The organism is Coriobacteriaceae bacterium, assembly GCA_025992855.1.
Classification (GTDB): Bacteria; Actinomycetota; Coriobacteriia; order Coriobacteriales; family Coriobacteriaceae; genus Collinsella.
In genome coordinates this window covers 1,261,911-1,274,885 of record DAJPGB010000001.1, presented here as the reverse complement: position 1 = coordinate 1,274,885, position 12,975 = coordinate 1,261,911, and the positions used below count along the sequence as shown (strand labels likewise).

General features: G+C 59.7%; 9 protein-coding genes. All 9 read right to left on the bottom strand.

Translation table 11 applies throughout. The annotated features are described in order from the left end of the window. Positions 1-188: 188 nt before the first annotated feature. The 9 genes from xerD to arcA (OIL88_05290) all read right to left on the bottom strand — a co-directional run bounded on the left by xerD (position 189) and on the right by arcA (OIL88_05290) (position 12,711). Positions 189-1,130 (bottom strand): site-specific tyrosine recombinase XerD, encoded by a 942-nt coding sequence (gene xerD, locus OIL88_05330; GenBank protein ID HJI71789.1) that lies wholly within the window; start codon positions 1,128-1,130, stop codon positions 189-191. Positions 1,131-1,132: 2 nt separating this feature from the next. Beyond that, positions 1,133-2,794 carry a CTP synthase gene (locus tag OIL88_05325; GenBank protein HJI71788.1) on the bottom strand — a complete coding sequence of 554 codons (1,662 nt, stop codon included), beginning with the start codon at positions 2,792-2,794 and terminating at the stop codon, positions 1,133-1,135. A 178-nt stretch (positions 2,795-2,972) separates the two neighbouring features. After that, the gene (locus OIL88_05320) at positions 2,973-3,311 is read right to left on the bottom strand and encodes a hypothetical protein (protein ID HJI71787.1); all 339 of its coding nucleotides are present in this window, start codon (positions 3,309-3,311) and stop codon (positions 2,973-2,975) included. Between the two features lie 256 nt (positions 3,312-3,567). Further along, positions 3,568-5,049, bottom strand: coding sequence for a DUF1846 domain-containing protein (locus tag OIL88_05315; GenBank protein HJI71786.1), 1,482 nt, complete (start codon positions 5,047-5,049; stop codon positions 3,568-3,570). A 604-nt stretch (positions 5,050-5,653) separates the two neighbouring features. Continuing rightward, entirely contained in the window at positions 5,654-7,132 is a 1,479-nt protein-coding gene (locus OIL88_05310; protein HJI71785.1) for a YfcC family protein, read from the bottom strand. Positions 7,133-7,279: 147 nt separating this feature from the next. Beyond that, complete coding sequence (argF, locus tag OIL88_05305; GenBank protein ID HJI71784.1) at positions 7,280-8,275, bottom strand: ornithine carbamoyltransferase; 996 nt, start codon at positions 8,273-8,275, stop codon at positions 7,280-7,282. A gap of 105 nt (positions 8,276-8,380) precedes the next feature. After that, a complete protein-coding gene (gene arcA / locus OIL88_05300; GenBank protein HJI71783.1) occupies positions 8,381-9,622 on the bottom strand; it encodes an arginine deiminase in 1,242 nt (413 codons plus the stop codon). 573 nt (positions 9,623-10,195) lie between these two features. Beyond that, positions 10,196-11,320 carry an aminotransferase gene (locus OIL88_05295; protein HJI71782.1) on the bottom strand — a complete coding sequence of 375 codons (1,125 nt, stop codon included), beginning with the start codon at positions 11,318-11,320 and terminating at the stop codon, positions 10,196-10,198. A 149-nt stretch (positions 11,321-11,469) separates the two neighbouring features. Then, positions 11,470-12,711, bottom strand: coding sequence for an arginine deiminase (arcA, locus tag OIL88_05290; GenBank protein ID HJI71781.1), 1,242 nt, complete (start codon positions 12,709-12,711; stop codon positions 11,470-11,472). Positions 12,712-12,975 lie beyond the last annotated feature (264 nt).

Below are 12,975 nucleotides of genomic sequence, written 5' to 3'. Positions count from 1 at the left end.
ACGTCCCTTTACACACCGTTCACATCGCCCCCAGACTCCCCCACCCACGGTACACACGGCCCACCACCGCGTCGGTGTCTGGCGAAAAATGGGACGGGGCCCCAGATTGCCCATGCGCGCAAAAGTGCGTCTCGGCAATCTGGGGCCCGTCCCATTTAATATTTATAAATATGCAGGTCAACGAGGTGCTAGCGATGTGCCAGTGGATGCGCCGCCAGATAGACCTCGGTCAGTTGCGTGCGGTCGACATGCGTGTAGACCTGCGTGGTCGAAATATCGGCATGGCCCAAAATCTCCTGCAGCACACGCAGGTCGGCACCGCCCGCAAGCATATGGGTGGCAAAGGAGTGACGCAGCGTATGGGGATGGAGCCCCACCAGTCCCACCTGGCGCCCGTAGCGCTCACAGATGGCATGGATGCCCTGGCGCGACAGACGGCGGCCGTTCTTATTTAAAAAGACCGCCGAGGTCTCGGTTCCGCGGGCATGGACCGCCAAGCGAGAACGCCCCTCAGTTACATAGAGCGTCAGAGCTCGCGCCGCGCTTCCCACCAGCGGTGACAGGCGTTCCTTTGAGCCCTTACCGCGAACGAGCACAAAGCCATCGTCGATATGGATATCGCCCACATCGAGCCCCACCAACTCGCTCACACGTAAGCCGCATCCGTAGAGCACTTCCAAGATGGCATGGTCGCGCAAGCCCATCTCGCCCTCGGGGAAGTCTTGATCGAGCAGCGCCGAGACATCCTCCACCGATAGATACTCCGGCAAACGCTCAGCCTTTTTAGGCAGGCGCAACGCCGCCGTTGGATTTTGGGCCACAGCCCCATCGCGCACCAAAAAGGCATGCAGGCCCTTCACGGCCGCAAGCGCACGCTCCACCGAGGCATCGGAATAGCCCCCATCGCGACGGTCGGCGACAAAGCCCTCCACGACCCGACGGGTCACCTCTTCAAAAGACACAATACCCGCCCGCTCCAGATAGGCGCAGTACGTCGTCAGGTCACGACGATAGGCCGCAATCGTGTTGCGCGCCAAACCCCGCTCGACCGCGAGGTAATCGAGATACTCCCCCGCCGCCACGGCGAGCGACGAGGGAGTAGCTTCGGTATGTTCCTTATTCGCCGGCACCCTTAGTCCGTAGCGAGGTTCATGGGCGTCACCTGCAGACGGTCGACACCCTCGTGCTGGCCGATCGAAGCGCGTACGAACTCGCGGAACAGCGGCTGCGGGTTGGTCGGGCGGCTCTTGAACTCGGGATGAGCCTGGGTTGCCACATACCACGGATGCACGTCGCGCGGCAGCTCGACCATCTCGACCAGGCGCTCGTCAGGCGAAAGACCCGATATAACCAGACCGGCGTCCTCGAGCTGGTCACGGAAGGCGTTGTTGAACTCAAAACGGTGACGGTGACGCTCGTAGACGAGCTCCTCGCCGTATGCCTCGCGCGCGAGGGTATCGGCGGCGAGCTTGCACGGATAGGCGCCCAGGCGCATGGTGCCGCCCTTCTCGGTCACGTCCTCCTGCGAGCTCATCAGGTCGATGACACTATACGGGCCGTCCGGATCGAACTCGGAAGAGCTGGCGCCGGCAAGGCCGACCACGTTGCGGGCGAACTCGCACACGGCTACCTGCATACCCAGGCAAATGCCCAGATACGGAATCTTGTGCTCGCGGGCGAACTCGGCCGCGAGGATCTTGCCCTCCAGGGCGCGCTTGCCAAAGCCGCCAGGGACCAAGATGCCCGAGGCGTCACCCAGGACCTCGGAGACGTTCTGCTCGTCGAGGCTCTCGCCATCGACCAGCTGCACGTCAACGTGGCGATCGTAGAACACGCCCGCGTGGTGCAGGGCCTCGATAACCGACAGGTAGGCATCGGGCAGCTGCGTATACTTGCCCACGACGGCGATCTTCACCTTGTCGGCGTGCTGGTTGGCATGGTTCTGCTTGCGCAGGAACTCGTTCCACTGACTCATGTCGCGCTCACGCGGGTCCAGACCCAGACGCTCGCAAATGCGCAGGTCAAAGTCCTGCTCGGCGAGCAGCTGCGGAACATCGTAGATGCTCGCGCAGTCCTCGTTGGTAAAGACGCAGTCGGTGTCGACGTCGCAGAAGCTTGCGATCTTGCCGCGGATGGCATCGTCGATATGGTGATCGGAGCGCAGAACGATAATATCGGGCTGGATACCAAAGCTGCGGAGCTCCTTGACGGAGTGCTGCGTCGGCTTGGTCTTGACCTCGTGGGCGGCGGCGATATAGGGAACGAGCGACACGTGGATGTAGCAGACGTTCTCGGGGCCGGCCTCCTTGCGATACTGGCGGATGGCCTCGACAAACGGCTGCGACTCGATGTCACCGATAGTGCCGCCCAACTCAGTGATGACCACGTCGGAGCCGGTCTGTTCCTCAATACGACGGAACTTATCCTTAATGGCGTTCGTGACGTGCGGGATCACCTGCACGGTGCCGCCCAAAAAGTCACCGCGACGTTCGCGGGCGATCAGGCTCTTATAGATGGCACCAGTCGTAAAGTTGGAATCGCGGGTTAGGTTCTCGTCAATAAAGCGCTCGTAGTGGCCCAGGTCCAGATCGGACTCGTAGCCGTCCTCGGTCACAAAGACCTCGCCATGCTGGAACGGGCTCATGGTGCCGGGGTCGACGTTCAGATACGGGTCGGCCTTTTGCATCGTTACCTTGTAGCCGCGCGACTTGAGCAGACGGCCCAGCGAGGCCGCGGTAATACCCTTGCCCAGAGACGAAACCACGCCGCCGGTCACGAACACATGCTTGGTCATATTGAGTTACCTGCGCTTCCCGTAGAAGTTGTCCATACACATCTTACGGGTCTTCATTGTAATACTCGCGACGCGCGCCGCACGCATTTTTTCTTACGCGCAATCGCATTTCTCCATCTCGAAACAAAACGCCGTCCGGTTGCCCAGGCGGCGTCGCTATGGCAAGGGTTACATGCTGCTATCGATCAGCAACCGCGTCCTCAAGCATTTCTTGAACGAGCATGCCAGTACGGACGCCCTCAAGATACCACTCGCCACGTTCGGTGAGGCAAATGCCATTTGCAAGCTGACCGCCGTCGTCGCTATAACGCGAGACGACATCAATCATGCCCTCGGAATCCAAGCGATCGATTGCGGCGCGGGCACGATACGGCGAAACCCCCACGCGCTCGGCAAGCGTTTTGCGCGAGAAACCATACGGCCCGCCATTGTCTTCGGTTTGCTGGTCAATCTCCATCAACACCAGCACCTCGACACGCTTCATATCGTTGACACTCGCACGACCCTTGCCCGCCATAGCAGCCTCCTCAAACCGAGCACGAGCATCTAACGCGCCGTGCGCGACCGACACACCTCACGATGGCAGGTAATATCCATCATGTGGCATCCCGCTAAGGATGAAACAGTTACGGTTATTGTATACCGCTCAAATTGTTTCTAGGCAGGTAAACAGCTATTTTTCGCCGAAATAGGCGCTTTATTGATCAAAAAGCCGTACCGGGCGCTAACCCGATACGGCCAAAATGCAATGCAATTACCGCGGTGCTTCAAACTTAGCGATGGAAGAAACCGCGGCGCTCAAACTTGGGCTCGCAGCACACGTTGATACCCAGTTTGCGCAGTACCGTCTCGTCCGTCGGCGAGATGATCACGCTAAAGAAGGCATCGCAACCGCGCAGCTGCTCCAGGCCCGAAAGGACGCGAGCGGCCGTCTCACTCGTGGCCGAGGTGATCGACAACGCCATAAGCGTCTCGTCGGTGTGGAGGCGCGGGTTTTTGCTTCCCAGGAAATGCGTCTTGAGCTTGCTGATGGGCTCGATCGCCTCATCGCTAATGACCTCGAGCTCAAGGTCGACGCCCGAGACATGCTTGAGGGCGTTCATAATGAGCGAACTTGCGGCGCCCAGGCGCGTGGAGGTCTTACCGGTCACCACGGAGCCGTCTGGCATGACCATGGCACCCACGGGACCACCCGTCAGTTGCTCCCTGGTGAGGGCCGCCGAGCGCGCCGGTGAGTAGTTCTTATCGATGCCGGCTTTCTTCATAATAATCTTGAGACGGTCGACTTGCTCATCGCCCACGCCAGTACGGCGCACATTTTCGACCGCGGTAAAGTAGCGGCGGACGATCTCCATCTTGGAAGCGTCGCGGCAGGCATCGTCATCGGTGATGGCAAAGCCGACCATATTGACGCCCATGTCCGTAGGGCTCTGGTAGGGGCTCTTGCCCAGGATCTTTTCCATCAGGGCACGGACTACCGGGAAGGCCTCGACGTCGCGGTTGTAGTTGACCGTGGTCTTGTTGTAGGCCTCAAGGTGGAACGAATCGATGATATTGGCGTCGTCGAGGTCAGCCGTGGCGGCCTCGTAGGCAATATTGACCGGATGCGTCAGAGGAAGATTCCAGACCGGGAAGGTCTCGAACTTGGCATAGCCGGCGGCGGTACCGTGCTTATGCTCGTGATACAGCTGCGAGAGGCAAGTAGCGAGCTTGCCCGAGCCGGGGCCGGGTGCCGTCACGACAACGAGCGGACGCGTGGTCTCGACAAACTCGTTCTTGCCGTAGCCATCGTCGGACACGATCAGATCGACATCGTGCGGATACCCCTCGATGGGATAGTGCAGCTTGGCGGGAATACCGAGCGCGTTCAGGCGGTTGCGGAACACATCGGCAGCAGGCTGGCCGGCATACTGGGTGATGACCACAGCCGCGACGGCAAACCCATTCCCTCGGAACAGATCGACCAGGCGCAAAACGTCCTCGTCATAGGTAATGCCAAGGTCACCACGAGCCTTGTTTTTCTCGATGTGGTTCGCGTTGATCGCGATGATAACCTCGACATCGTCGGCGATGCTCTTGAGCATGCGGAACTTGCTGTCCGGTTCAAAACCCGGCAGCACGCGGCTCGCATGATAGTCATCGAACAGCTTACCGCCAAACTCCAAATAGAGCTTGCCACCAAACTGCGAGATGCGCTCCTTAATGTGAGCAGCCTGCAGCTCGATATACTTCGCGTTGTCGAAACCCTGGCGCATGTATGGCTCCCGTCCCGTTTCCAATTAATGTTCTAGGCGATTATAACGGAGCAGACCCTCCCCAACGCCCAAGCAATCAACTGGCACCAACCAAACACGCCATCGATAAGTTGCGGTGAAATAGTTCCCGTTTAACCCCTCAAGACGGCCAAACAGGAACTATTCCACCGCAACTTCCCCTTTTTGGTTCAAACAAACCTGGCCTTTGTATCAATAATGGAAACGTCGCAGGTTGAGCATAAGCCAGCGAAAGCCCGCCAGAGTAGGCAAAGCGCCCTCTGCACCAACAATGGAAAGCGCCGCAGGCAGAGGACGGACAGCGAGCGCCGTCCAGGACGTACAAGTTGGCATGAAAAAGGCGAGGCATAGACCTTTTGGTCATGCCTTGCCTTTTGAATGACAAATTGTCGTCCTGGGCGGCGCGCAGCGTCGACTGGTTGCGCGGTTCGTAGAACCGCGCAACATAAGTGCGCCCCCTCCCGCGCACGGAACGGAAGGGGGCTAAAGGTAGGAGTCTACCGGTGGGTTTACCCCACCGGACAGACGATGACCAGGTGATCCTTTACAGGATCGTCAAGGTTTCCGTGGGGTACCCGTTGGGTACTTAGAGCAGCACGCAGGCGACGGTCAGGATGACGGCGCAGACGACGGAGAGCGCGACGATGAGCTTAAGGGCAAACTTGAGCCAGGTCGTCCACTCGATCTTGGCCAGGGCGAGACCGCCCATGATGGCGCCGGAAGTCGGGGTGAACAGGTTCACGACACCGATGGCGGCGGAGAAGATCATGACCATGACCTCGGGCGAGAAGCCAAGCTTAACAGCCAGCGGTCCCATGATGGGCATGGAGACGGTGGCCATACCGGAGGTCGAGGGGATCAGGAAGGACAGGCCGAAGTAGACCAGGAAGCTCATGGGAGCGAAGATCACGCCGGACAGGCCAGCCAGGGCATTGGCGGCAGCGTCGAGGACGAAGACGTCGAGGCCGGTGTTAGCCATGAGGACGGAGATACCACGGGCGAGGGCGATAACGAGAACAACGGACATCATGTCGGCAGCGCCGGTGATGAAGGTGTTGACGATCTGCTTCTCGGACAGGCCACCGATGATACCGATCAGGACGGCCATGAGGAAGAACCAGGTGGAAGCCTCGTCGAAGTACCACTGGCCAATGGGCAGGCCGGTGATCAGGGCAGACCAGCCCTGGACGACGGCGTTACCATCGGCGTCGTAGACAGCGCCAGCGTCGAAGAAGTTGGCGACGCCCTCGTTGAGATCGGCCAGCGGAATGAAGCCGACGATCATGACGACGAAGGTGAAGGCGAAGGCGATCAGAACACCCTTCTGACGACCGGTGAGCTTGACCTCCTTGTGGACCTCGGAAGCAGCCTTGCCGTGAGCCTCTTCGGCGTCCTTGAGCTCCTGCATCGACAGGATGGTGGAACCCTTGTCAGCCTTGACCTTCTTGGCATAGTTCATCACGAAAACGATGGACATAGCGGTAGTGACAATCCACAGGACGGCACCGAGGCCGATGATGATGGACTGGTTGACCTCAATGCCAACGCCGGTCAGAGCGTCGACGGCAGCGCCGACGGCGAACGGGTTAACCGTGGAGCCCAGGCAGCCGCAGCCAGCGCCGAGCAGGACGGTAGCGGCGCCGACCATGGGGTCGAAGCCAGCGGCCATCATGGTAGCGGCGAGCAGGGCGTAGAAGGGAACGGTCTCCTCGCACATACCATAGGTGGTACCACCGAGGGAGAAGATGAGCATAAGGACAGGAACGAGCATGATCTCGTTGCCCTTAAGCTTCTGCACCAGAACGGCGATGCCGTTGTCCAGAGCGCCGGTCTCGGTCATCATACCGAGGAAGCCGCCCAGGATCATAACGAAGAGGCAGACGGGCAGAGCGTCAGCGAAGCCCAGGATCGGGGCGGTGCAGAAATCGCTCAAGCGGGCTGCAGTAACCGCGCCGCCGGACGTGCCGGAGACGATAACGGTAATCACTGCAACAATTGCCAGCAGAGCTAGAAGAATGGTGAACGATGAAGGCATACCGCGCTTTTTCTTAGCGGTCTCAGTCATGGTTCTCATCCCCCCTTCATAAATCATTTAACTTTCTCGCGCTAAGCGGATCTTCCGTGCCGTGCCCACCGCCCGACGCGAGATATTTACCAGACAAAGCCGCTCGGGGTGTGCAGCAAGACACCCCGAGCGAGATGCTAGATGCTCTTACTTGAGCGTGGCGTACATGACAGCCTTGATGGTGTGCATGCGGTTCTCGGCCTCGTCGAAGACCTTGGAAGCGGGGCTCTCGAAGACCTCGTCGGTGACCTCCTGCTCGGTGATGCCGAACTGCTCGCACTTCTCTGCGCCAATCGTGGTGTTGGTGTCGTGGAAGCTGGGCAGGCAGTGCAGGAAGATGGCACCCGGGTTGGCCATAGCCATGACCTCGGAGGTAACACGATACGGGGTAAGCTGAGCGATGCGCTCGGCCCAGACCTCGTCGGGCTCGCCCATGGAGACCCACACGTCGGTGTAGATAACGTCGGCACCGGTGACGCCGTCCTTGACGTCGGTGGTCAGCTTGATGGTGCAGCCGTTGGCCTCGGCGATGGGCTTGCAGGCCTCGATGACGTCGTCAGCGGGCATGCACTCCTCGGGGCCGCAGGCCACGAAGTTCATACCGAGCTTGGAGCAGACGACCATGAGGGAGCGAGCAACGTTGTTCTTGCAGTCGCCCATGAAGACGAGAGTCTTGCCCTTGATGTCGTAATTGAAGTTCTCCTGGACGGTCAGGATGTCGGCGAGCATCTGGGTGGGATGCCACTCGGTGGTCAGGCCGTTCCAGACAGGCACGCCGGACTTAGCAGCGAGCTCCTCGACGTCGTCCTGGGCAAAGCCACGGAACTCGATGCCGTCATACATGCGGCCGAGAACGCGGGCGGTGTCCTCGATGGACTCCTTCTTGCCCATCTGCGACGAACCCGGATCGAGGTAGGTGACGCCCATGCCCAGATCCATGCCGCCGACCTCGAAGGCGCAGCGGGTACGAGTGGAGGTCTTCTGGAAGAGCAGAACGATGTTCTTGCCCTCGAGATAGCGGTGCGGAACGCCAGCGCGCTTCATATCCTTGAAGTTCTTGGAAAGCTTGAGCAGGTACTCGATCTCCTCGGTGGTGAGGTCGAGAAGCTTGAGGAAGCTACGGCCGGAGAGGTTAACACCCATGGTTCGATTCCTTTCGAAGAAATGAATTACGTAAGTATTAGTGTTGCCCGTTTAACGGGCGAAGCCGGTGCGGTTGTAGGGGGACCGCACCGGAAACGGAAAGACTTAGAGGTCCTCGCGCCAGAAGGGCATGCTCATGCAGCGCGGGCCGCCGCGGCCGCGGGAGAGCTCGGCGGAGGGCACGACGAGAAGGTCCAGGCCCTCCTTGTACAGCACGTCGTTGGTGACGGTGTTGCGGGCGTAGACGCAGATCTTGCCGGGCTCGACGCACAGGGTGTTGGAGCCGTCGTTCCACTGCTCGCGGGAGGCCGCGATCGGGTCGCCGCCGCCGCAGGGGATCAGCTTGACCTGGTCGACGCCGGTGGCGTCCTCCAGGACGTGCTCGAGGGTGTCCTCGATCAGGCGGATGTTCACGTCGCCCGGGTTCTTGCCGGCGGTCAGCTCGTAGACGCGCAGGGTGCCCATGATGGCGGGGTGGATCGTGAACTTATCGACGTCGATCTGGGTGAAGACCGTGTCGAGGTGCATGAAGGCGCGCGAGACCGGGATGTCGAAGGCCAGGATGCGCTCGACCTTGGAGTCGGAGTTCCAGAAGATGTTCTGGGCCATGACGTCGATCGCGGCGGCCTGGGTGCGCTGGGAGATGCCGACGGCGAGGGTCTTCTCGTTGATGTTCAGCACGTCGCCGCCCTCGGTGTGGAACTGGCAGTCGCGGCGGAAGTACAGCGAGACGTCCTTGTAGTCGGGGTGGTACTTGAAGATGTACTTGCCGTACAGGGTCTCGCGGTTGCGGGTGACCGAGTACATGCGGTTGAGGTTGACGCCCTCGCCGACGACCGCGAACGGGTCGCGGGTGAAGTAGAGGTTGGGCATCGGGTCGATGATCAGGTCGGACTCGGACTCGGAGTTGACCAGGGAGTCGAGGGTCGTGGACGCCGTGAGGGGCATGTCGATCTCGGACTTGGTCATGCCGGCCATGGTCTTCTTGACGAACTCGAGGTTGTCCTCGATGGAGTCCAGCTTCTCGCGGACGATCTGCGGCATGTGCTGGCCGCGGATGCCGGCCTCGGCGATGTACTGGTCGGTGAACTCGGCGCGGGCGCCGGGGACCTGGTCGAACACCTCGGCGACGAGGTTCTCGAGATAGAGGACCTCCACGCCCTGGTCCCTCAGGATCTGGGCGAAGGTGTCGTGCTCCTGCTGCGCGACCTCCAGGAACGGGACGTCGTCGAACAGGAGTCGCTCGAGCTCGTCGGGCGGCAGGTTGAGGAGCTCGTCGCCGGGACGGTGCAGGCAGACCTTCCTGAGCTTGCCGATCTCGGAAGGCACGTGCAGACCTTTCGTCATGGCCTCCTACCTTTCTTTCGGGCCCTTGTCAGGGCCGATTCGTTAGCGCCCCTCCGTGTGAGGCGTTATTGCTGACGACATATTTATATCCAAAATCAGCCCATACTTCCACCTTGCCCCCGAACGGTTTTTTATAGGGGGTGAACGGCATACACATATACTTCACGCATGGCACACTTCATCTTAATAAAGCGTATTTACGTGCTTAAACGCGTTTTCAATCCTAAAATCAAATGGAACTTAACTTTGTTAAACCATCCTCAAATTGCATATTTCCACTAAAGCTATGAATAGAATTAGCGGTTCATACCGCGTCTCAACCATTTTCATTTTTATTCAGAAAAAAGTTTGTCCTATTCATTTCTGGTAAATAAATTACCGTTTACCAGACGCTTGATACCGTTCACCGGAAACTCAGTATAAGGCCCAGCGGATACCGGCTCGCTTTACGGCCCCATTTGTAACAACTTGACTTCTCGGTATAGAAAAACGGACCCGCTTCACTAGGGAAACGGGTCCGTTTTCGATTATCTTCGGCCAATTTAGATAACGCCCTCGAAGATCATCGGAATCCTAGCGATCAAACTCCGCCAGCGCCTCGCCCAAAAGCCTCAGGCCCTCGCGCAGAACGTCCTCGCTCGCGCAGTAGCCCAGGCGTGCGCCACAGGGAAGCTCAAAGCGGCTGCCGGGTACCAGCAGCACTCCCCTCTCGGACAGCAGGCGCTTGCAGAACTCCTCGTCGTCCTCGGGAATATCCAGCTGGATAAACGAGGTAGACACGCCCTGTGGGGCCGTCCAGGAAACGCGATGCTGCGTATCGATCCAAGCCTGCGCGATATCGCGGTTGCCAAACACGATCTTGCGATTGCGCTCGAGGATCTTGTCCTTGTGCTCAAGCACATAGGTCGCCAAGGCGTCGTTGAACACACCGCCGCAGATCATGGTGTAATCGCGATAGGTACGGATGCGGTTGGACACCTCTTCGTCGGCCACGACCCAGCCCACGCGGGCCGCAGGCGTCGAATAGGTCTTCGACAACGAGTTGGTGACAATGGCCCTCTCGTACACGTCGACCATCGACATAAAGGACTCAGTGTTTTCGAGCGGCAGATACACCTCGTCGCACAGCACGTAGGCGCCCACCGAACGGGCGATCTCGGCAATCTGGCCGAGCATATCGGTATCGAGCACCGTACCGATGGGGTTCGATGCGTTGTTTATGCAGATAAGCTTGGTGTTGGGGCGCACCAAGCGCTTGAGTTCCTCGATATCGGGCTTCCAGCCGAGTTCCTCGCAAAGCTCCCAATACTCGACCTCGGCGCCGAGCGTACGTGGGATCTCATAGAGCGGCGCGTAGGTGGGCCACTCGGCGATAACATGGTCGCCGGGCTCGACCACAGCCATGATGGCGTTGAGGTTAGCGCCCGTGCAGCCATTGGTCTGCAGAATGTGATCGGGATTGACCTCGCGACGATACAGCTTGTCAACCTCGGCCTTAAACTCCGGCGAGCCCTCGATCCAGCCGTAGTTCATCTTCTCGCGGTCCAGGCGCTCGTAGAACGTGGCGCCGTCCTGTTCATCGAGCGCGCGTAGCTCGCCCATGGTGAGCGACGAGATCGTCGACTGGGCGATGTCCCACGTGGCGCTCTTCTCCCAAACGTTGAGCCATTCCTCAACGCCAATCGTCTTGATGTCCATGGCCAAGCTCCTTACAAAAGCAGTCATCCAACCGTGTTGACGTTCCTCATACAAGATTGGGGCGGTGCGAAAACCCGCACCGCCCCAATGGGAGACATCTAATGGCAGCTAGATGTATGTATTATGACCTGTACGGGTCCTTGAAGACCTTAGAGGTCCTCGCGCCAGAAGGGCATGCTCATGCAGCGCGGGCCGCCGCGGCCGCGGGAGAGCTCGGCGGAGGGCACGACGAGAAGGTCCAGGCCCTCCTTGTACAGCACGTCGTTGGTGACGGTGTTGCGGGCGTAGACGCAGATCTTGCCGGGCTCGACGCACAGGGTGTTGGAGCCGTCGTTCCACTGCTCGCGGGAGGCCGCGATCGGGTCGCCGCCGCCGCAGGGGATCAGCTTGACCTGGTCGACGCCGGTGGCGTCCTCCAGGACGTGCTCGAGGGTGTCCTCGATCAGGCGGATGTTCACGTCGCCCGGGTTCTTGCCGGCGGTCAGCTCGTAGACGCGCAGGGTGCCCATGATGGCGGGGTGGATCGTGAACTTATCGACGTCGATCTGGGTGAAGACCGTGTCGAGGTGCATGAAGGCGCGCGAGACCGGGATGTCGAAGGCCAGGATGCGCTCGACCTTGGAGTCGGAGTTCCAGAAGATGTTCTGGGCCATGACGTCGATCGCGGCGGCCTGGGTGCGCTGGGAGATGCCGACGGCGAGGGTCTTCTCGTTGATGTTCAGCACGTCGCCGCCCTCGGTGTGGAACTGGCAGTCGCGGCGGAAGTACAGCGAGACGTCCTTGTAGTCGGGGTGGTACTTGAAGATGTACTTGCCGTACAGGGTCTCGCGGTTGCGGGTGACCGAGTACATGCGGTTGAGGTTGACGCCCTCGCCGACGACCGCGAACGGGTCGCGGGTGAAGTAGAGGTTGGGCATCGGGTCGATGATCAGGTCGGACTCGGACTCGGAGTTGACCAGGGAGTCGAGGGTCGTGGACGCCGTGAGGGGCATGTCGATCTCGGACTTGGTCATGCCGGCCATGGTCTTCTTGACGAACTCGAGGTTGTCCTCGATGGAGTCCAGCTTCTCGCGGACGATCTGCGGCATGTGCTGGCCGCGGATGCCGGCCTCGGCGATGTACTGGTCGGTGAACTCGGCGCGGGCGCCGGGGACCTGGTCGAACACCTCGGCGACGAGGTTCTCGAGATAGAGGACCTCCACGCCCTGGTCCCTCAGGATCTGGGCGAAGGTGTCGTGCTCCTGCTGCGCGACCTCCAGGAACGGGACGTCGTCGAACAGGAGTCGCTCGAGCTCGTCGGGCGGCAGGTTGAGGAGCTCGTCGCCGGGACGGTGCAGGCAGACCTTCCTGAGCTTGCCGATCTCGGAAGGCACGTGCAGACCTTTCGTCATGGCCTCCTACCTTTCTTTCGGGCCTTTCGGCCGAATCTCTCAGCGCCCTTCCGTAACGGGCACTGCTTGCTGACAGCTCTAGTTATATCCAAATTCCACCCGCAATTCCACCTCGCCCCCGAACGGTCAACAAAGTGCGATGAACGGTATATCGCATGAGATTCCCCCATAATGTACTTCGGCGTTCTAAAGTAACTTTTCTAAGGTAAACGCTCTTTTTTCCTAAAAACTATTTGCAATTGCATCTCTAAACTTTTGATTCAA